Annotated in this window: 19 protein-coding genes; 15 read left to right on the top strand and 4 right to left on the bottom strand. The window is 64.4% G+C overall.

Going from position 1 to position 20,909, the window contains the following annotated elements:
• The first annotated feature begins 185 nt into the window (after positions 1-185).
• The 9 genes from ftsZ to dnaE all read left to right on the top strand — a co-directional run bounded on the left by ftsZ (position 186) and on the right by dnaE (position 9,960).
• Complete coding sequence (ftsZ, locus tag AU252_RS02495) at positions 186-1,418, top strand: cell division protein FtsZ (RefSeq protein ID WP_058929377.1); 1,233 nt, start codon at positions 186-188, stop codon at positions 1,416-1,418.
• An 8-nt stretch (positions 1,419-1,426) separates the two neighbouring features.
• On the top strand, positions 1,427-2,116 hold the full coding sequence (locus AU252_RS02490; protein ID WP_058929376.1) for a polyphenol oxidase family protein: 690 nt from the start codon (positions 1,427-1,429) through the stop codon (positions 2,114-2,116).
• Positions 2,109-2,849, top strand: coding sequence for a YggS family pyridoxal phosphate-dependent enzyme (locus AU252_RS02485; protein WP_058929375.1), 741 nt, complete (start codon positions 2,109-2,111; stop codon positions 2,847-2,849). The genes AU252_RS02490 and AU252_RS02485 overlap by 8 nt, the downstream gene beginning before the upstream one ends.
• 88 nt (positions 2,850-2,937) lie before the next feature.
• Positions 2,938-3,468: a cell division protein SepF gene (locus AU252_RS02480; RefSeq protein ID WP_056342219.1), complete on the top strand. Its 531-nt coding sequence runs from the start codon at positions 2,938-2,940 to the stop codon at positions 3,466-3,468.
• Between the two features lie 120 nt (positions 3,469-3,588).
• Complete coding sequence (locus AU252_RS02475; protein WP_056342216.1) at positions 3,589-3,876, top strand: YggT family protein; 288 nt, start codon at positions 3,589-3,591, stop codon at positions 3,874-3,876.
• Positions 3,877-4,053: 177 nt separating this feature from the next.
• Positions 4,054-4,749 (top strand): DivIVA domain-containing protein, encoded by a 696-nt coding sequence (locus AU252_RS02470; RefSeq protein WP_058929374.1) that lies wholly within the window; start codon positions 4,054-4,056, stop codon positions 4,747-4,749.
• 93 nt (positions 4,750-4,842) lie between these two features.
• Positions 4,843-5,433, top strand: a complete 591-nt coding sequence (gene lspA, locus AU252_RS02465) for a signal peptidase II (RefSeq protein ID WP_058929373.1) — start codon at positions 4,843-4,845, stop codon at positions 5,431-5,433.
• Entirely contained in the window at positions 5,426-6,352 is a 927-nt protein-coding gene (locus AU252_RS02460) for an RluA family pseudouridine synthase (protein WP_058929372.1), read from the top strand. Before lspA ends, AU252_RS02460 begins: the two co-directional genes overlap by 8 nt.
• Positions 6,353-6,402: 50 nt before the next feature.
• Positions 6,403-9,960 (top strand): DNA polymerase III subunit alpha, encoded by a 3,558-nt coding sequence (gene dnaE / locus AU252_RS02455; RefSeq protein WP_058929371.1) that lies wholly within the window; start codon positions 6,403-6,405, stop codon positions 9,958-9,960.
• A gap of 10 nt (positions 9,961-9,970) precedes the next feature.
• Here dnaE and AU252_RS02450 read toward each other — a convergent pair whose 3' ends face one another.
• Positions 9,971-10,468, bottom strand: a complete 498-nt coding sequence (locus AU252_RS02450) for a flavin reductase family protein (protein WP_058929370.1) — start codon at positions 10,466-10,468, stop codon at positions 9,971-9,973.
• 159 nt (positions 10,469-10,627) lie between these two features.
• Here AU252_RS02450 and AU252_RS02445 point away from each other — a divergent pair, with 159 nt between their 5' ends.
• The 3 genes from AU252_RS02445 to nrdR all read left to right on the top strand — a co-directional run bounded on the left by AU252_RS02445 (position 10,628) and on the right by nrdR (position 13,205).
• Positions 10,628-11,161, top strand: a complete 534-nt coding sequence (locus AU252_RS02445; protein WP_058929369.1) for a hypothetical protein — start codon at positions 10,628-10,630, stop codon at positions 11,159-11,161.
• 9 nt (positions 11,162-11,170) lie between these two features.
• Positions 11,171-12,547, top strand: a complete 1,377-nt coding sequence (gene hisD, locus AU252_RS02440; protein ID WP_058929368.1) for a histidinol dehydrogenase — start codon at positions 11,171-11,173, stop codon at positions 12,545-12,547.
• 151 nt (positions 12,548-12,698) lie between these two features.
• Positions 12,699-13,205: a transcriptional regulator NrdR gene (gene nrdR / locus AU252_RS02435; RefSeq protein WP_083510226.1), complete on the top strand. Its 507-nt coding sequence runs from the start codon at positions 12,699-12,701 to the stop codon at positions 13,203-13,205.
• Between the two features lie 78 nt (positions 13,206-13,283).
• Here nrdR and ppgK read toward each other — a convergent pair whose 3' ends face one another.
• Both ppgK and map read right to left on the bottom strand, forming a co-directional pair.
• Positions 13,284-14,087, bottom strand: a complete 804-nt coding sequence (gene ppgK, locus AU252_RS02430) for a polyphosphate--glucose phosphotransferase (RefSeq protein ID WP_058929366.1) — start codon at positions 14,085-14,087, stop codon at positions 13,284-13,286.
• Positions 14,088-14,144: 57 nt separating this feature from the next.
• Positions 14,145-15,023, bottom strand: coding sequence for a type I methionyl aminopeptidase (gene map, locus AU252_RS02425; RefSeq protein WP_058929365.1), 879 nt, complete (start codon positions 15,021-15,023; stop codon positions 14,145-14,147).
• 119 nt (positions 15,024-15,142) lie between these two features.
• Between map and AU252_RS23740 the strand changes: the two genes are divergently transcribed.
• Complete coding sequence (locus AU252_RS23740) at positions 15,143-15,310, top strand: SPOR domain-containing protein (RefSeq protein ID WP_157768924.1); 168 nt, start codon at positions 15,143-15,145, stop codon at positions 15,308-15,310.
• Positions 15,311-15,352: 42 nt separating this feature from the next.
• On the opposite strand, the gene panB is transcribed toward AU252_RS23740, so the two are convergent.
• Positions 15,353-16,258, bottom strand: a complete 906-nt coding sequence (gene panB, locus AU252_RS02420; RefSeq protein ID WP_058929364.1) for a 3-methyl-2-oxobutanoate hydroxymethyltransferase — start codon at positions 16,256-16,258, stop codon at positions 15,353-15,355.
• Positions 16,259-16,522: 264 nt separating this feature from the next.
• Between panB and glnA the strand changes: the two genes are divergently transcribed.
• A complete protein-coding gene (glnA, locus tag AU252_RS02415; RefSeq protein ID WP_056342417.1) occupies positions 16,523-17,863 on the top strand; it encodes a type I glutamate--ammonia ligase in 1,341 nt (446 codons plus the stop codon).
• Positions 17,864-17,869: 6 nt separating this feature from the next.
• The gene (locus tag AU252_RS02410) at positions 17,870-20,881 is read left to right on the top strand and encodes a bifunctional [glutamine synthetase] adenylyltransferase/[glutamine synthetase]-adenylyl-L-tyrosine phosphorylase (protein WP_058929363.1); all 3,012 of its coding nucleotides are present in this window, start codon (positions 17,870-17,872) and stop codon (positions 20,879-20,881) included.
• The last annotated feature ends 28 nt before the right edge of the window (positions 20,882-20,909 follow it).

The raw sequence follows: 20,909 nt of genomic DNA, 5'->3' as shown, positions 1-20,909 counted from the left end.
GCTTTATTTACCCGGTATTCCCGCGACACGCGGCTCCGGTTATTGAATGTCCGAACCATAGGAAATAGCGTTCCAGACATGAGTTACTTGACATAACTATAACCTTCAACTCGAAGGTTAAGGTTCGAAGCTTCAAGCCCGACTCCACAGTTTTCGCAATAGGACACGAACAAGGGACACGTAACGTGGCAGCTCCGCAGAATTACTTGGCCGTCATCAAGGTCGTCGGCATCGGCGGCGGTGGCGTGAACGCAGTCAACCGCATGATCGAGGTCGGCCTCCGGGGCGTTGAATTCATCGCCATCAACACAGATGCCCAGGCGCTGCTGATGAGTGACGCCGACGTCAAACTCGACGTCGGACGTGAGTTGACCCGCGGGCTCGGTGCAGGCGCCAACCCCGAGGTGGGCAAGCAGGCTGCGGAGGACCACGCCGACGAAATCGAAGAGGTCATCCGCGGCGCGGACATGGTGTTTGTGACCGCCGGCGAAGGTGGCGGCACGGGCACCGGTGGCGCCCCTGTGGTGGCGCGCATCGCCCGGTCCCTCGGAGCGCTGACCATCGGTGTGGTGACGCGCCCGTTCACGTTCGAGGGCCGCCGTCGTGCTGGTTCTGCAGAGGCGGGCATCGACGCCCTCCGCGACGAAGTGGACACGCTGATCGTCATCCCGAACGACAGGCTTCTGTCCATCAGCGACCGCAACGTCTCCGTCCTGGACGCTTTCCGTTCCGCTGACCAGGTCCTGCTGTCCGGTGTCCAGGGCATCACGGACCTCATCACCACCCCCGGCCTGATCAACCTCGACTTCGCGGACGTCAAGTCCGTGATGCAGGGCGCAGGCTCCGCGCTGATGGGCATCGGCTCCGCCCGCGGTGAAGACCGTGCGGTGAAGGCTGCCGAGCTCGCCATTGCATCGCCGCTGCTGGAAGCCTCCATCGACGGCGCCCATGGTGTCCTGCTCTCCATCCAGGGCGGTTCCGATCTCGGCCTGTTCGAAATCAATGAAGCTGCCCGCCTGGTCCAGGAGGTGGCCCACCCCGAAGCCAACATCATTTTCGGTGCCGTGATCGACGACGCACTCGGTGACGAGGCCCGTGTCACGGTCATTGCCGCCGGTTTCGACGACGTCAAGGCCACCTCTCCCTCCATGGACCAGTCGCAGCCGCAGGTTGCGCCGCAGCGGCCCGCAGCGTCACCCGCACCGGCTCAGGCCCCCACTTCGGGTGGCAGCCACCAGCACAACGTCCAGCCGGTCCACGCCGGAGTCGGCGCGTCAGGCCTGAGCAACTGGGGCCAGCAGCGCCCGTCGGCGGTCCCCGCCGATTCAGGTTTCGACGTCGACCTGCCCTCGGTAGTGGAGCCGGACCTCTCGGGGAACCGCGCCGATGACCTGGATGTCCCCGACTTCCTGAAGTAGGGCCCGGGTTGTTCTATTGGCGGGCCGAAGTTGCGGCTGGCGTGAGTGTGGCGTTCACAGACACGCAGGCCGGTAATCTTGCCCTGCACGTCGGGGACAATGCCGCTGATGTTCTCCAGCGCCGGGAGGCGCTGGAGAACGCTGCCGGCCTGACCCGTGGTTCCCTCCGGTTCATGGAGCAGGTCCACGGGACTGCGGTGGAAATGATGGAGCCGGCCACGCCAGCGCCGACCGCCGATGCCATGGTGTCGCGTGGGTTGCCGATTGCGGTGATGGTGGCCGACTGCATCCCGGCAGTACTCGTAGGGGAAGGACCAAACGGTCCGGTCCTCGCCGCCGTGCACGCAGGCCGCCCGGGGATAGAAAACGGCATTCTCCCGGCGGCAGTGGAGCGGATGCGCTCAGCCGGGGCCACCGCCATCCGTGCCTGGCTGGGCCCGTCAATCTGCGGGCGGTGCTATGAGGTGCCCGCCGAACTGCGCGCCCAAGTAGCTGCCCAGGTGCCGGCGACGTGGGCTGCCACGTCCTGGGGCACGCCCGCACTGGATCTCCCAGCAGGGGCGAAGAGCCAACTTGAAGCTGCCGGCGTCGTCATCGAATATGCGGGTCCGTGCACGCTTGAAAACCAAGAGCTTTTCTCTTACCGCAGGTCCAATACCACCGGGCGCTTCGCGGGACTGGTGTGGTCGCATGAATGAGGGCACTGTGGAGGACAACGCCGAACGGATGGCTGATCTGGCGGAGCGCATCGCCGCCGTGCAGCGTCGTATTGATGCGGCCGTCCAGGATGCAGGCCGGGCGGGGGAACTGCCCACGCTGATTGTGGTCACCAAGTTCCATCCGGCCGCCGACATCAGGCGCCTGGCTGCCCTCGGCGTCCGCGACGTCGGCGAGAACAGGGATCAGGAAGCCTCCTCGAAGGCGGCCGAACTCGCAGGCCTCGGACTCAACTGGCACTTCGTCGGGCAGCTGCAGAGCAAAAAAGCGAAATCCGTAGTGAAGTATGCCCATGCGCTCCACTCCGTGGACCGGCTGGCCCTGGTTGATGGCCTTGAGCGTGCCATCGCCGCGGAACAGGAGCGGACGGGCCGGGAAGCCCTGGAGTGCTTCATCCAGGTCAGCCTCGACGACGACGCCGGCGCGCATCGCGGCGGCGTGGCCGCGGCGGAGGTACCACTCCTGGCCGAACGGCTGGCCGCTGCGGCAGGACTGGAACTGGCGGGCGTTATGGCTGTCGCTCCGTTGGGCACCAGTCCTGAGGCGGCGTTTGAAAAGCTGGCAGCCATCTCGGCGGCCTTGGTAGCGGAGCATCCCGGCGCAACCGCCATCTCGGCGGGCATGAGCCAGGACCTGGAAGCGGCCATCCGTTTCGGTGCGACACACCTGCGAATCGGTTCCGATATTCTCGGATCGCGTCCTGACGTGGGGTAGCGTCGATCCCATAGGAAGTGAATGGCGGGGGATTCAAGGCTGTCAAGTCATTGGGCGGCCCGCCTACGGACACGATTAGGAGTCGACCATGGCCGGCGCTCTGCGCAAGACAATGATCTATCTTGGGCTCGCCGATGGCGATGAACACTACGAGTCCGAGCACACCACAACACGTAAGGACGAGGACGATTCGATGGAAGTTGACCGCGAGGAACGCCGTGCACCGGCACCCGTCCGCGACGTCAGCCGCGAGTCATCACACGCCCCCGAAGAGGAATACCGCGCACCAGTGACCCCCATCAAGCGTGCGGCCTCAAGCCGCGAAGAACCGTCCGGGCTTCGGCAGATCACCACGATCCACCCGCGATCCTACAATGACGCCAAGCTCATCGGTGAGAGTTTCCGGGACGGCATCCCGGTCATCATGAACGTCACCGACATGGGCGAAGCGGACGCCAAGCGTCTCGTTGACTTCTCGGCCGGCCTGGTTTTTGGTCTCCGGGGCAGCATCGAACGCGTCACCAACAAGGTTTTCCTGCTGTCACCGTCGTACATTGAGGTCATTGGCGATGACAAGAAGGTCAGCGAGACCCAGGCCAGCTTCTTCAATCAAAGTTAGCCCTGAGCTTATTCCGGATGCCAGACAGGTACACCTGTCTGGCATCTGTGCTGAAATAGACAAGAAACATTGGCAGGGCACCGCGGTATCCGGAATGGACATGGAGATATGAGTTAAGTCATGGGAATTGTTTTCGGACTTGTCTATATCGCCCTTTTGCTGTTCTTCGTGGCGCTGATCATCCGGCTGGTCTTTGACTGGGTCCAGATGTTTGCCAGGGAATGGCGTCCGCGTGGTGTTGCCCTCGTGGTGGCCCACACGGTGTACTCGATCACCGATCCGCCCCTCAAGGGGCTCCGGAGGCTGATCCCGCCGTTGAGGCTCGGCGGGGTGACTTTGGACCTCGGGTTTCTGGTCCTGTTCATCGCCGTCAGCATCGCGATGGCGGTCACCAGGGGTTTCGCGTAATCTTCGACAAGACCTAGCGGCGCAGGCGAAGTTCCTGGAATTGGAACTCCCTCTGAGCCGCGAAGAAATCTCCGGTTTGACACCCAGTGTTGAATTAGAGGAACCAGACAATATTTAGGTACCGTAGTTTTGACGGCCGGAAGGCCTACTGACTAACTAGACCAATGAGGTGACCAGATGGCTTTGACGCCAGAAGACGTTGTCAACAAGCGCTTTCAGCCGACCAAGTTCCGCGAAGGGTACGACCAGGATGAAGTTGATGACTTCCTGGACGAGATCGTTGTGGAACTCAGGCGCCTGAACCAGGAGAACGACGAGCTCCGCAAGAAGCTTGCAGAATCAGGTTCCGGTGTGCCGGCCAGCTCCGCTGCGTCCGCCCCGGTGGTCGAGAAGGTTCCCGTACCCGTCAAGGCTGACAAGGTTGAGACCCCGGCGAAGGCCGAGGTCGAGGCGAAAGCTACCGACGCCGCCAAGAAGAAGGAAGCCGAGCCGGTAGCACCTGTTGCGGCCGTCCCGGCTGCTGCGCCCACCGCAGCCAACGGAAGCACGGTTTCAGCCGAGTCCGCTGCCGGCCTGCTTGCCATGGCGCAGCAGATGCACGACCGTCACGTCGCCGACGGTCAGTCCCAGAAGGACAAGATCATCGCAGAGGCCCAGATCGAGGCCAGCAGCCTGGTCAACGATGCCCAGGAGAAGTCCCGGAAGATCCTCGGTGCCCTCGAGCAGCAGCGCTCCGTCCTGGAACGCAAGGTAGAGCAACTCCGCGGCTTCGAACGCGACTACCGCTCACGCCTGAAGGCCTACATTGAAGGCCAGCTGCGCGACCTTGACGCCCGCGGTTCCGTGGCGGCACCTGAGGTTGAAGCGAACTAGTTCGTCAAGCACGTATTCTGAGAACCGGTGGCTGAGGATTCCTCGGCCGCCGGTTTTTAGGATTTAACATCGGTTTTACAAAATGAAAGCACCATGACTGACCACCTCGCCGCTGACGCCGCAAACCCTTCTCCTTCATCAGCCCGCCCCCGGCGGGCACTCCTGCTCTCGCTCTTCGCCGGTTTTGCGGTCTTTGCGTACGTCCTGGACCAGCTGACAAAACTCTGGGTGACGTCCTCGATGGTGGAGGGTGAACGCATCCCGGTGCTTCCGCCGCTCCTGCACTGGTACTTCATCCGCAATTCCGGCGCCGCATTTTCGATCGGTGAAAATGTCACGTGGGTGTTCTCCATCATCATGGCCGGCGTCTCCATCGCCATTCTGTTCCAGGTGCGCAAGCTGGGCTCGGCCTGGTGGTCGCTGGCACTGGGTCTGCTCCTGGGCGGGGCCCTGGGCAACCTGACGGACAGGCTCTTCCGGGAGCCCTCGTTCGGCATGGGGCACGTGGTGGATTTCATCCAGCTGCCCAATTTTGCGATCTTCAATATCGCCGACTCCGCGGTGGTCTCGGCGGTGGTCATCATCTGTATCCTCACGCTGAAGGGGATCGCCCTTGACGGTTCACGCCACGTCGCGGCGGCACGGAAAGAGGCGGCACAGCCGAAGGACACGGACGGTGTCTGAGCGTGTGGTGGTCGCCGACGAATTCGGCGGAACGCGGGCGGACGCAGGGCTCGCCAAGCTGATGGGGATTTCCCGGTCAATGGCCGCGACCCTCATTGCTGAAGGCAACGTGGTGAGCCGCGGCAAGAAACTCGGAAAGTCCGCGCGGTTGGTTGCCGGCGATGTCCTGGAAGTGACGGTGCCTGAACGACGGGACCCGCTCGAAGTGGTGGAGGAAGTTGTGGAAGGCCTGAAAATCCTGCTGGACGACGACGAATTTGTCGTGGTGGACAAGCCGGTGGGCGTTGCCGCGCATCCGTCGCCCGGCTGGGTAGGGCCCACCGTGGTCGGCGGTCTCGCCGGAGCCGGCTTCCGGATCTCGACGTCGGGTTCCCCTGAGCGGGTGGGGATTGTGCACCGGCTCGACGTCGGCACGTCCGGGGTGATGGTGGTGGCCAAAACGGAGCGCGCCTATACGGCCCTGAAGCGGGCCTTCAAGGAGCGCACCGTGGAGAAGGTGTACCACGCGGTGGTCCAGGGGCTCCCGGATCCGCTGGAGGGCACCATCGACGCACCAATCGGTCGCCACCCCGGACACGACTGGCGCTTTGCCGTGATCGAAGACGGCCGGCCGTCGATCACGCATTATGAGGTGCTGGAGGCTTTTGGCAAGGCCACGCTGGTGGAGGTGCACCTTGAGACCGGGCGTACACACCAGATCCGTGTCCATTTCTCTGCGTTGCGGCACCCATGCGCCGGAGATCTTACCTACGGGGCGGATCCTCGGCTCGCCGCCACCCTGGGCCTGACCCGGCAATGGCTCCATGCCCGGCAGCTCGGCTTCGACCACCCGGCAACGGGGGAGCGCGTGACCGTTACCAGCGAATACCCGCAGGACCTGGCCTTTGCCCTCGAAGTCCTGGAGTCCGGGGAGGCCTAGCGGCTGGGTCGCTGGGCCCTTGGCAGTCCGCCAGCGCTTAGAATGGTGCGGTGACTTCCAGCAATGCCTCGTTCGTCCATCTCCACAACCACACCGAATACTCCATGTTGGATGGCGCAGCCCGCCTGGGTGAGCTCTTCAACGAGACTGAACGCCTCGGGATGCCGGCCCTGGCCACCACCGACCACGGGTACCTTTTCGGGGCTTTCGATTTCTGGAAGCGCGCCACGGACCAGGGGATCAAGCCGATTATCGGCGTCGAAGCCTACGTCACCCCCGGCACCGCACGGACGGACAAAAGCCGTGTCCGCTGGGGCGAGGAACACCAGCGCAAGGACGACATCTCCGGCGGTGGCTCCTACACCCACATGACGCTGCTGAGCTATAACAACGTCGGCATGCGCAACCTCTTCCGGGCCTCGTCCATTGGCTCGCTGGACGCAGTCTTCGGCAAGTGGCCGCGTTTGGACCGTGAGCTCCTGAACACATACTCCGAAGGCCTGATCGCCACTACTGGCTGCCCTTCGGGGGAGGTCCAGACCCGGCTGCGGCTGGGCCAGTACCGCGAGGCCGTGGAAGCCGCCTCGGAATTCCGGGACATTTTCGGTGCGGAGAACTATTTCTGCGAACTGATGGACCACGGCCTGGACATTGAACGCCGGGTCACGGGGGACCTGCTGCGGCTGGCCAAGGACCTGAACCTGCCGTTGGTGGCGACCAACGACCTGCATTACACGCACGAACACGACGCCAAGGCGCACGAGGCCCTGCTTGCCATCCAGTCGGGTTCCACGCTGCTGGAGCCATCGTATGACAACGGCGGTTCCCGCTTCGCGTTCTCCGGCAGCGGCTACTACCTCAAATCCCCGCAGGAGATGCGGGAGCTGTTCAGGGACCACCCGGATGCTTGCGACAACACCCTGCTGATCGCCGAGCGCTGCGATGTCTCGTTCAACACCGGTGCTAACTACATGCCGCGGTTCCCGTGCCCGCCGGGCGAGGACGAGACATCCTGGCTGGTCAAGGAAGTTGCCACCGGACTGGAATACCGGTACCCGGGCGGTGTCCCGGACAAAGTCCGCACCCAGGCTGACTACGAGCTCGAAGTCATCACCTCCATGGGGTTCCCGGGTTACTTCCTGGTGGTGGCCGACTTCATCAACTGGGCGAAGAAAAACGGCATCCGCGTCGGGCCGGGCCGTGGCTCCGGAGCCGGCTCCATGGTGGCGTACGCCATGCGCATCACGGACCTGGATCCGCTCCTGCACGGCCTGATCTTTGAACGGTTCCTCAACCCGGACCGTGTGTCGATGCCTGACTTCGACGTTGACTTCGATGATCGTCGGCGGTCCGAGGTCATCGACTATGTGACCCGGAAATACGGCGACGAGCGCGTGGCCATGATTGTCACGTACGGCACCATCAAGACCAAGCAGGCGCTGAAGGACTCCTCCCGTGTGCTGGGTTACCCGTTCAGCATGGGCGAGCAGCTGACCAAGGCGCTCCCGCCGGCCGTGATGGCCAAGGACATCCCGCTCGCCGACATCCAGAACAAAGACTCAAAGCGCTACGGCGAGGCCGGTGACTTCCGCCAGCTGATCGCAACTGATCCCGAGGCCGCCAAGGTCTTCGAGACGGCTCTCGGCATTGAGGGGCTGAAACGCCAGTGGGGCGTGCACGCCGCCGGCGTCATTATGTCCTCGGACCCCATCATCGATGTCATCCCGGTCATGCGGCGCATCCAGGACGGCCAGGTGATCACGCAGTTCGACTACCCCACCTGCGAGGGCCTGGGCCTGATCAAGATGGACTTCCTCGGCCTGCGGAACCTGACGATCATTTCCGACGCCCTGGAGAACATCAAGCTCAACCGGGGCCTGGACCTGGACCTGGACAGCCTGGCCCTGGATGACGTGGCCTCCTATGAACTGCTGGCCCGGGGCGACACCCTGGGCGTGTTCCAGCTTGATGGCGGCCCCATGCGCTCACTGCTGAAGCTGATGAAGCCTGACAACTTCGAAGACATCTCCGCAGTGCTCGCGCTCTACCGGCCAGGCCCGATGGGCGCCAACGCGCACACCGACTACGCGCTGCGCAAAAACGGGATCCAGGAAGTCATTCCGATCCACCCCGAACTCAAGGAACCCCTTGCTGAAATCCTCGGTGGAACTTACGGCCTGATCGTCTATCAGGAGCAGGTGATGGCCGTAGCCCAGAAGCTCGCGGGCTATTCCCTCGGGCAGGCAGACATCCTGCGGCGCGCCATGGGTAAAAAGAAGAAATCCGAGCTGGACAAGCAGTTCGCCGGATTCTCCCAGGGCATGCAGGACAACGGCTATTCCATGGCCGCCGTCAAGACCCTGTGGGACATCCTGCTGCCGTTCTCCGACTACGCCTTCAACAAGGCCCACTCCGCCGCCTATGGCGTGATCTCCTACTGGACCGCCTACCTGAAGGCGCACTTTGCGCCGGAATACATGGCTGCCCTGCTGACGTCGGTCGGTGACGACAAGGACAAATCGGCAATTTACCTCAACGAATGCCGGCGCATGGGAATCACCGTGCTGCCGCCGGATGTGAACGAATCCGCGCTGAACTTCACCCCGGTAGGCACCGACATCCGCTTCGGCATGGGCGCCATCCGCAACGTAGGGGTCAACGCCGTCGAAGCGATGGTGGCCGCGCGCGAAAAGGAAGGCGCCTACACGTCCTTCAAGGACTACCTCATGAAGGTCCCCGCCGTGGTCTGCAACAAGCGGACCATTGAATCCCTGATCAAGGCCGGAGCCTTCGATTCCCTCAACCACCACCGGCGTGCGCTGGCGATGATCCATGAAGAGGCCATCGACTCCGTCATCACCCTCAAACGAAACGAAGCGATCGGCCAGTTCGATCTCTTCGCCGGTTTCGAGGAGGCCGAATCCGAAGCGTCGCTGAGCATCGAGATTCCCGACCTGCCGGAATGGGAGAAGAAGGACAAGCTCTCGTTTGAGCGGGACATGCTCGGCCTGTATGTGTCGGACCACCCGCTGCAGGGCCTGGAAGGACTCCTCAGCCAGCACGCGGACCAGTCCATCACCTCGATCATCGGCGAAGACGGGCCGCACGACGGCGCCATCATCACCATCTCCGGCATGATCACCTCGCTCAGCCGCAGGATCGCCAAGGCGAGTGGCAACGCCTATGCCCGTGCCGAAATCGAAGACCTTGGCGGCTCCATGGAGGTGATGTTCTTTGGCCAGGTCTACGGCCCCATCGCCTCGGTCCTTGCCGAGGACCTGATCGTGGTGGTCAAAGGCCGCCTGCAGCGGCGGGACGATGGTGCCGTGACGCTGAACTGCATGGAACTCTCCGTTCCGGACCTCAGTGAAGGAACCAACGGCCCCGTGCTCATTTCGATGCCTACCCACAAGGCAACCGAGGCTGTTGTCACCGAACTGGGCGATGTGCTTCGGAACCATCGGGGGAACTCGGAAGTCCGGCTTCACCTGCAGGGGGACACCCGGACGGAAGTCATGGGCCTCCCCGTCCATCTCAGGGTCAACCCCAGTCCGTCATTGTTCGGCGACCTGAAGGTGCTCCTGGGCCCAACCTGCCTGGATAACTAGGTCCCGTTAGTCAGATCTCGTAGTCCAGCGGGACCGGCTGGCCATAGCCGCCGGCGTGGTACAGGAGCGGCGAACCGTCGTCGCCCACTTCGCCCTCCACAACTTCAACCACCACCACGGCATTGTTCTCGAAGGAGAGCCGCATCTGGATCTTGCCGATCAGCCAGCCGGCGACGTCTTTGAGGATCGGGACCTCGTGCGGGCCAACTTCCCAATGGTCCCCGCCGAACCTGTCCTTGGTACGCGCGAAACGGTCCGCCAGCGCCTGGTTTTCCAGGCCCAGCATGTGGACGCCGAGGTGGGTAGCGTTGGCCACGGCCGGCCAGGAACTTGAACTGCGGGCCATGTTGAAAGTGAACCGCGGCGGCTGTGCGGAAAGTGACGCCACGGACGTGGCGGTAAAGCCGTAGGGCTCGCCCTGGTAGTTCACGGTGATGATGGCGACCCCGGCAGCATGCCGCCGGAACATTTCCTTGAACGTGCCCTCGAACGGCGTTTTGTCTGTCATCTTGAGATTTGCTCCCTGAAAAGCAGGCTGAAATGGACTCTTCCTTAAGGGTATTAGTCCCCGCCGGACAGGGAGCAATCGCTTGACCCGGCACGTCATCTGTTCAGACTGCCCACGTCATCGAACCGGCCACACCCTACATTTGTTAAGGTTTGTTTCATGAGAGAACACATCAGCCGCCGGTCTTCCCGGCTGCCGTGGAAATGGTTTGCCGCTGCTGCCGCCGGTGGTGTTCCCGTCGGCCTCCTGTGGTGGCTGCTCGCCCCAGGGGGGATGAACCTGATCACGCGCAACCCCGCCCTGGCCGACGGGACCAATCCGGAGGTATGGCTGCTCAGGGACCTCACCCTTGCTGGGCTTTGTGTGTTCGCAGGGTGCCTGGTGGCCGTCTTCCTGACCGATATAGGCGGCCGCGATGCGCAGGCGGCCTTCCTCCTGGGCCTGGCCGGCGGACTGGGCGGCGCCCTGATCGCGTGGCTGACCGGCGTGCTTGCGGGCCAGCTGTGGGGCGGCCCCGCAGATACGTCTGTCAATGCCAGCGTCGCGTTCTCGCTCCGGTCCCTGCCCGTGCTGATCCTGTGGCCGGCCGCGACTGCCACGTCCGTGTTTGTCCTGAGCCTGATAAACCTGCTCAGGAGCGGGCCCGGGAGTGCGGGCATGCCGGTAGCCGAAGGCAACGCGCCCGGCGCGTAAAATGGACCGGTGACCACATCTCCTGAACTTCCTGCCACCCCGCCTGCCGCCGCTGTCAGCTTCCGGACGGTCGACCTTCGGGGCAGGGGTCTGACACTTGCCGGTTTGCGCGCCGCTGTTCCCCGCGCCCGGCAGCACACCATGGCGGATGCGGAACAAAAAGTGCTGGATATCATCAAAGCCGTCCGCGAGGACGGCTTCGCAGCCCTCAGCGACCTGGCACTCCGTTTCGACGGAGTCCAGCAGGTCCACCCCCGCGTCCCGGCAGCCTCGTTGGCCCGGGCGCTGGCGGAGCTGGATCCGGCTGTACGCAGCGCGCTGGAAGAATCCATCAGCCGGGCCCGGCGCTTCGCGGACGGGCAGCGGCCGCGGGATCTCGACGTCGAACTCGGCGATGGTGCGCTGGTGAGCCAGAACTGGGTGCCGGTATCGCGGGTCGGCCTGTACGTCCCCGGCGGCCTTGCCGTCTATCCGTCGTCGGTCATCATGAATGTAGTCCCGGCGCTGGCTGCCGGAGTGCAGTCCATCGCCCTGGCATCGCCGCCGCAGAAAGATTTCGGCGGCCTCCCGCACCCCACGATCCTCGCGGCAGCGGCCCTGCTCGGCATCGACGAGGTCTACGCCATCGGCGGGGCCCAGGCCATCGCTGCGTTCGCCTACGGCGTGCCGGCACATGACGTCGGGCCGGCGCTGGAGCCCGTTGATGTAGTCACGGGTCCGGGGAACATTTTTGTGGCTACGGCGAAGCGCCTGGTCAAGGGTGTGGTGGGAATCGATTCCGAGGCGGGGACCACCGAAATCGCCATCCTGGCTGATTCAACGGCGCAACCTGCCCTGGTGGCGGCAGACCTGATCAGCCAGGCCGAGCACGACCCCCAGGCAGCTTCCGTGCTCATCACGGACTCGGAGGACCTGGCCGCGGCAGTCCGCACCGAACTGGACCTGCAGGCGGCCGGCACCAAGCACTCCGCGCGTGTATGCGAGGCGCTGTCCGGCCCGCAGTCGGGAGTTGTCCTGGTAGAGGACCTGGCACAGGGCATCGCCGCCTGCGACGCCTACGCCGCTGAACACCTTGAAATCATGACCGCTGACGCGCCGGCGGTAGCTGCCCGGATCCGGAACGCCGGGGCGATCTTTGTGGGGGACTACAGCCCTGTCAGCCTGGGCGACTACTGCGCCGGCTCCAACCACGTCCTGCCCACCAGCGGGACCGCGGCGTTTTCCTCCGGACTGAACGTCACCACTTTCCTGCGCGCCATCCAGGTCATCAACTACAGCCGGGCCGCGCTGCAGGAAGTCAGCGGCCACATCGTGAGCCTGTCCGGTGCCGAGGACCTGCCGGCGCACGGTGAAGCGGTCACGGCGCGCTTCCGCGAGGCCAACTGACGCAGCAGGCCTGCGGGGCAGGCAGCAGGCACCACTACATGTGGTAATTACAGGATTGTTATTCCGCTACATGTAGTCGTAAACTGAGAGGCGGAGAGGTCCGCCGGGGCCGGAAACATCGGCGCCGGAAGACATCGAGGGAGGGGACACCATGTACTGTCCATTTTGCCGCAATCCGGACTCCCGTGTTGTGGACAGCCGCATGGCAGATGACGGCTCGGCCATCCGCCGCCGCCGGCAGTGCCCGGAATGCGGCCGCAGGTTCACCACCGTGGAAACCACCAGCCTTTCGGTGATCAAACGCTCCGGAGTGGGCGAACCCTTCAGCCGCAGCAAGGTCATCAACGGCGTGCGCAAGGCATGCCAGGGCCGGCCGGTCAGCGAAGACGACCTGGCGCTCCTTGCCCAGGAGGTGGAGGAGCAGATCCGTGCCTCAGGCGCGGCCGAGATCGACGCCCATGAAGTCGGCCTGATCATCCTTGGTCCGCTGCAGAAGCTTGACCAGGTGGCCTACCTGCGTTTTGCCAGCGTGTACCAGGCCTTCGAATCCCTTGAGGACTTCGAGACCGCCATTGCCCTGCTCCGCCACGAGTCCGTGGAAGAAGGCACGCAACCCGCGGCGGGGCTCGCGAAGAGCTCCGAAAAGAGCCCCCTGTAAGCTCCGGGTGGTGGCCGCGGAGGGGAAGCCGCCGCCACCACCGGCACCGGCTGCCCCTCGGCGCCGGGCAGCCACCGGCTATTTTGTGAGCTTGTGCTTAATGGCAATTTCGACGGCGGCACCGACGATCCCGGCCTCATTCTTGAGTTCGGCCGGCACGATCCGGGTGCGCAGTTTGAGGTGCGGCAGGTATTCGTCTGCGCGCTTGGAGATGCCACCGCCCACGATGAACAGCTCGGGCGAGAACAGGAATTCCACGTGCGAGAAGTAGCGCTGCAGCAGCACGCTGTATTCCTCCCAGCTCAGTCCGTCCCTTTCGCGGGCCACGGCTGAGGCTTTGCTTTCGGCGTCAAAGCCGTCGATCTCCAGGTGCCCCAGTTCTGCGTTGGGGACGAGGCGGCCATCGAAGATGAATGCTGAGCCAATTCCGGTGCCCAGGGTGATCACCAGGACAGTGCCATCCACCCCCTGACCCGCACCAAAGCGGGCCTCCGCCAGCCCGGCGGCGTCGGCGTCGTTAATGACCTCCACCGGGCGGCCAAGGCGTGCGGTCAGCAATGCATCAATGTCGGTGTGGAGCCAGGTCTTGTCCACATTGGCCGCCGAATGGACCACGCCATGCTGGATGATGCCGGGGAAGGTGACGCCCACGGGCGAATCCGCGGCCGGGGCCTCCGGGCGGCTTGAAAGCTCGGCAACCACCTGCGCCACGACGTCGGCTACGGCCTCAGGGGTGGCGGGCTGGGGCGTAGGCACGCGGAACCGCTCACCCAGCAGCTTGCCTTTTTTCAGGTCGACAATGCCGCCCTTGATTCCCGTACCGCCGATGTCAATGCCGATCAGCGGGGCGTTCTTGTGCGACTTCTCGTCCTTCTTGGCCAATGTTGTTCCGTTCGTGGCAGGGCGGCAGGTCGGCCGGGCGGCTGACCGGAAAAAATTTCAGGGGAGGGTGAGGATTTCGGCGCCGGATTCTGTCACCAGCAGTGTGTGCTCAAACTGGGCGGTCCGCTTGTGGTCGCGGGTGACAACTGTCCAGTCGTCCTCCCACATGTCCCATTCGATGGTGCCGAGGGTCAGCATGGGTTCGATGGTGAACACCATGCCGGCCTCGATGACTGTGTTGTAGGCCGGCGCTGCGTCGTAGTGGGGGATGATCAGGCCCGTATGGAACGCTTCGCCCACGCCGTGGCCGGTGAAGTCCCGCACCACGCCGTAGCCGAAACGCTTGGCGTAGGACTGGATGGCCCGGCCGATCACGTTGATCTCCCGGCCGGGAGCCACGGCTTTGATGGCCCGGTTGAGGGATTCCCGGGTGCGCTCCACCAGCAGGCGCGACTCGTCGTCGACGTCGCCCGCCAGGAAGGTGTGGTTCGTGTCGCCGTGGACTCCGTTGATAAAAGCAGTGATGTCGATGTTGAGGATGTCGCCGTCCTGGACCACGGTGCTGTCCGGGATGCCGTGGCAGATCACTTCATTCAGCGACGAGCACAGGGACTTCGGGAACCCGCGGTAGCCAAGCGTGGACGGGTAGGCCTTGTGGTCCAGCAGGAATTCGTGACCCACCTTGTCCAACTGGTCGGTGGTAACGCCGGGCCTGATGTGCTTGCCCACCTCAACGATGGCCTGTGCGGCGATCCGGCTGGCGATCCGGATTTTCTCAATGGTCTCGGCGGATTTGATCTCGGAGCCGGTGAACTTGGCCGGGCCGGGCTTGCCTACGTATTCCGGGCGCGGGATGGACGCGGGAACGGGGAGCTGCGGGCTGACGGTTCCGCGGGTAAGGGTGCCGGTGGGTGCAGTCGAGGCTAGGGAAGGCATAGATTGATCATATAAGGCACCGCATTAGGCCAAGTAACTGGAAGCCCCAAGCTGTCCGCATCCACGTTTAAGTTACGTGGATCACGGCAGGGCCTGGCCAGCTGGAACGAGGAGGACCGATGACTGAGTACTGGTACAACGTGAACACCCATGAGGTGGAAGAGGACGCACTCTCAGACTGGAGCCAGCTGATCGGCCCCTACAAAACGCGGGAAGAGGCCGAACACGCCCTCGAAAAGGTCCGGGCCCGCAACGACGCGTGGGAGAAGCAGGACGACCAAGACTGATGCGCGAGGGGCCCCTGGCGAGCTTGGGGAGCGCGTCAGTCGCTAGAAGGAGTGCTCCGGTCCGGGGAACTGACCTGTTCGGACCTCGTCGCCGTACGCCTTCGCCGCGTCACTGAGGGTAGTGCGCAGGTCGGCATACTGTTTGACGAACTTCGCCATCTTGCCGCCGCGGAACCCGGCCATGTCCTGCCACACCAGCACCTGCCCCGTGGTGGCGTTGCCGGCGCCGATCCCCACCGTCGGCACGCTGACCGCCGCGTCAACGGCGGCCGCAGTGTCCGCCGGAACCATTTCCATCAGGACGGCGAACGCCCCCGCCTCCACCAGCGCCACGGCGTCGTCAATCAATCGCTGGGCGTCATCCCCGCGGCCCTGGACCCGGTATCCGCCCAGCGCGTGTTCACTCTGGGGGGTGAAGCCGATATGGGCCATCACCGGGACGCCGGCCTGGACCATGGCCCGGACGGTTTCCGCGTAGTATTTTCCGCCCTCGATCTTGACGGCATGGGCCAGCCCCTCCTTGAGGAACCGGACACCTGTTTCCACACCCTGCTGCGCCGAGACTTCATAACTGCCGAACGGCAGGTCTGCCACCACCAGGGCCCGCTTGGCGGACCGCGCCACGGCGCGGCAGAGGGGCAGGAGTTCATCCACCGTGACCGGCAGGCTGGTCTCGTTGCCGAATACGTTGTTGGACGCCGAGTCGCCTACCAGGAGGACCTCGATGCCGGCCTGGTCGAAGATCTCCGCGCTGTACTGCTCGTAGGCGGTCAGCATGGCGAAGCGTTTGCCGTCCCTCTTGGCCTGCTGCAGGTGGTGGATACGCACCCTGGGTGCGGGCTTCGCGTTCACTTCCGACGACGGCGGCTGCACCGGTGCAGGTCCGTTTCCGTAAGGTGCGTGTACTTCAGCGGACGCGCTTGACTCAGAGCTATTGGTTGAGGCCATGGCAAGAGCGTAATGCGGCAGCAGCAGTCCTAGCCACCGCAGACGGCCCGGCGGACCGTGATCCGCGTCATATTCACGTGCCCGCCAAGGGCATTTATTGCCACCTGTGGGCGCGGCCGTCAATGGTTGCTGTGTAAACGATGTGTTACGTGCGGCGCCGTCGCCCGCATTGGAGCCGATTGCTTAGTAAAGTGAAGGTGAACTGCTGCCGGCTGCCGCTTCCGCGGACCCGGGGCATGAACGATTGACCGAGAAGAGGCCATCATGGACCGCCAGCAAGAGTTTGTCCTGCGCACAATCGAGGAGCGCGACGTACGGTTCGTACGTTTGTGGTTCACCGACGTCGTAGGTTCACTCAAATCGGTGGCGCTTGCCCCGGCCGAGGTTGAAGGTGCGTTTGAGGAAGGGCTCGGTTTCGACGGCTCAGCCATCGAAGGCCTGGCACGCGTGTTTGAGTCGGACATGCTGGCGCAGCCGGATCCGTCCACGTTCCAGATCCTGCCCTGGCGTGGCGAGACCGAACAGACCTCGCGTATGTTCTGCGACATCCTGACTCCGGACGGCGAACCGTCGGCCGCGGATCCGCGCAATGTCCTCAAGCGCACGCTGGCCAAGGCTGCGGACATGGGGTTTACGTGCTACACGCACCCGGAGATCGAGTTCTACCTCCTCAAGTCCCAGCAGCCCGGGCCCGACGGTGCTCCGGTACCCGTTGACGAGGGCGGCTACTTCGATCACGTTCCCGGAGGCGTGGCGCAGGATTTCCGCCGCACGGCCGTGACCATGCTGGAATCCGTGGGCATTTCGGTTGAGTTCAGCCACCATGAAGCCGGTCCCGGCCAGAACGAGATCGACCTGCGCTACGCTGACGCCCTGCAGACCGCGGACAACATCATGACGTTCCGCACGGTGATCAAGGAAGTGGCCCTCCAGCAGGGAACCTACGCCACGTTTATGCCCAAGCCTTTCACCGACCACCCCGGCTCCGGGATGCACACGCACTTCTCGCTCTTCGAGGGCGACACCAACGCTTTTTACGAGGCGGGCGCCGAATTCCAGCTTTCCAAGACGGCCCGCCAGTTCATCGCAGGCATCCTGAAGCACGCTCCCGAGTTCACGGCTGTGACCAACCAGTTCGTAAACTCCTACAAGAGGCTCTGGGGTGGCGGCGAAGCGCCAAGCTACCTCAGCTGGGGCCACAACAACCGTTCGGCGCTGGTGCGGGTCCCGCTGTACAAGCCCGGCAAGGGCCAGTCGGCCCGCATCGAATACCGCGGCATCGATTCGGCAGCGAACCCCTACCTTGCCTACGCCGTCCTGCTGGGGGCCGGGCTTAAGGGGATCGAAGAAGGCTACGACCTGCCCGCCGCAGCAGAGGACGACGTCTGGTCACTGAGCTCCGCCGAGCGCCGTGCCATGGGCCACGACCCCCTGCCCGCAAGCCTTCACGATGCCATCCGGTCCATGGAGGACTCCGAACTGATGCCCCAGATCCTCGGCGAGCAGGTCTTCGAGCACTTCCTGCGCAACAAGCGTGCCGAATGGCAGGACTACCGGCTCCAGGTGACGCCCTACGAACTGCAGCGCAACCTCGGCATTCTCTAGGCGGCGGTGAGCCTCGCACGCCGCCTCATCTCAGCCGGCTTCAGTGACCTGGAGAAGGGTGAGCGCTTCCTTGCTGCCCCGGAACTGGATGGCCTGGACCCGGACAGGATTTTCGCCGGCCTGCAAATGGCCGCCAACCCCGACACCGCACTGCAGTCACTGGTGCGGCTGATCGAAAAGCACCCCGGTCTCCGGGAGCTGGCCGCGGCCGATCCGGAGACAAGCGAGCCGCTCTACCGGGTGCTCGGGGCCTCCGAAGCGTTGGGGGAATTCCTCATCCGGCACCCTGAACACCTGGACGCCTTCGACGTCACGGCCAGTCCCGAGCCACTTCAGGCAGACCCGGAACAACTCCGCTCTGTCCTCCTGAAATCCGTCCGCGCGGAACCCGGGTCAGCACGGCCCGTGGCGGGAATGACCGGAGCCGACGCCTATGCCGCGCTGCGGTCGGCCTACCGCCGCGGGGTGGTGGACCTGGCGGTCAAGGACATGTGCGCTGCTGACCCGCTGGACTTTATGCCCGCCGTCGGAGCTGAACTCGCTGACCTGGCAGGGGCCGCGATCGAAGCTGCGCTGGCAGTTTCCCGTGCCGAGGCTGCTGAGCAGTTCAGCGCCGGGGAGGTGGCCGCCGTTGGCCTGGCCGTCATCGGGATGGGCAAATGCGGAGCGCGGGAACTGAACTATATTTCCGACGTCGACGTCATCTACGTGATCGACGCCGGCGACCTGGACGACGCCCGTGCCAGCACTATCGGCACAGCCTTGGCCACCGGTATTTCCAGGGCGATCTCCTCCGTGGCACGTGAACCTGGGCTCTGGGAAGTGGATGCCAACCTGCGGCCGGAGGGCAAGTCCGGCCCACTGGTCCGAACTTTGGCCTCACACGAAAGCTACTACGCGCGCTGGGCAGAGAGTTGGGAATTCCAGGCTCTCCTGAAGGCGCGGACCATCGCCGGTGACAAGGACCTGGGGGAACGCTACGAAAAAGCGGTGGCCCCATTGATCTGGAGCTCCGCGGGCCGTGAAGGGTTCGTGGAGTCCGTGCAGGCGATGCGCCGAAGGGTTACCGAGCATATCCCGGCGGCGGAGGAACAGCGGCAGATCAAACTCGGCCGCGGCGGCCTCCGGGACGTGGAGTTCACCGTGCAGCTGCTCCAGCTGGTGCACGGAAAATCCGACGAAACCATTCGGCGCAGGGATACCACCGCAGCAATAGCGGCACTCTCAGCCGGAGGCTACATCGGCAGGTCCGACGCCGCCGCTTTCGATCACGCGTACCGGTACCTTCGCCTCCTGGAACATCGCATCCAGCTGTTCCAGCTCCGGCGGACACACCTGATGCCCGTCAGCGAAGCGGCACAGCGCGCCCTCGCAAAGGCAGTGCTTAGCCCCTTCTCCAATGACAGGCCGCCGCCGGCTTCGCTGCTGGCCACCTGGCAGAAGACCAAACGCTCTGTCCGCGAGCTGCACGAACGTATTTTCTACCGTCCGCTGCTTAACACCGCTGCCAAACTCAGCAGCGAGGACGCCAGGCTGACGCCGGAGGCCGCCCAGGGCCGCCTCGCCGCGCTGGGCTATCGTGACCCGCGGGGCGCCATGCGGCATATCGAGGCGCTCACCGCCGGTGTCAGCCGGCGGGCAGCCCTGCAACGCCAGCTGCTGCCCATCCTGCTGGACTGGCTCGCCGAAGGTGTTGATCCCGACGCCGGGCTGCTCGCGTTCCGGCGCGTCAGTGAGGCCCTTGGCACCACCCACTGGTATCTGGGCATGCTCCGGGATTCCACAGCGGCGGCTGAACGGCTATGCAACGTGCTCTCGAACTCACGCCTGATTGCGGATCTTTTGGAGGTTTCGCCGGAGTCGGTGGCGTGGCTGGGCACCAACAAAGACCTCGTGCCGCTGGGCTTCGAAGCCCAGTGGCAGGAGATCACGTCCAAAATGTCGCGCCACTCGGACCCGGAAAACGCCATCAGGCTGATCCGGCTCATTAGGCGCCGGGAGATCCTCCGGATCGCGATCGCCGATTCTGCCGGGCTTCTCAACCAGGACCAGGTGGGCGCGGCGCTGGCTGACACCGACCGGGCAGCGGTGCTGGGCGCGCTGCGCGTGGCCGAAGGCGTCGTCTCTGCTGCGGGACCGCTCAAGACCGCGATATTGGTGGTGGCCATGGGCCGCCAGGGCGGCCGCGAGATCGGCTACGGCTCCGACGCCGACGTCATGTACGTGCACCGCGCCTTGCCGGGCTATACGGACGAGGAAGCGCAGGAACAGGCGGCCCGGATTGTCGCCAAGGTCTCCAGCCTGCTCACGCAGCCGCTCAAGCCGGCCATCATGGCCGAGCGGGTGCTGCAGATGGACGCGGATCTTCGGCCCGAAGGCAAGAACGGGGCCATGGTCCGCTCGCTCGATTCGTACGCCGAATATTACCGCCGGTGGTCGTTGATCTGGGAAGCGCAGGCGCTGCTGCGTGCCCGGCCCATGGCGGGCGACGATGCCCTGGCCGAGGACTTCCTGGCCCTCATCGACCCCATCAGATACCCGGAGTCGATTTCGGAGCAGGACGTCCGGGAGGTTCGCAGGGTCAAAGCGCGGGTGGAAGCGGAGCGGTTGCCGCGCGGGGCGGATCCGGCACGCCACGTGAAGCTTGGCCGCGGAGGACTGAGCGACGTCGAGTGGCTGGTGCAGCTCCTTCAGCTCCAGCACGCGGCCAAGCACCCGGAACTGCGGACCACGTCCACGGTGGAGTCCCTGGAAGCGGCGGCTTCACTGGACCTGCTCACCGGGCCTGACGCGAAGCTGCTGGCCGACGCGTGGCGGCTCGCCAGCCGGATCCGGTCCGCCAACGTCATCTGGAGCGGCAGGGCGTCGGACACGCTGCCGTCCGCCCGCGGGGACCTTGAGGCGGTGGCCCGCTGGTGCGGCTACGAACCTGGCAACGCGGCCGCCCTGGAAGAGGACTACCTCCGCCTGAGCCGGCGGGCCCGTGGGGTGTTCGAGAAAGCCTTCTACGGCCATTAGCGGCTGCCTGAGGTTCTCCCGGAAGGCA

It is taken from the genome of Pseudarthrobacter sulfonivorans, from assembly GCF_001484605.1.
Taxonomy (GTDB): domain Bacteria; phylum Actinomycetota; class Actinomycetes; order Actinomycetales; family Micrococcaceae; genus Arthrobacter; species Arthrobacter sulfonivorans_A.
The sequence above is the reverse complement of the archived record's forward strand: the minus strand, read 5'-3'. Positions and strand labels throughout refer to the sequence as shown.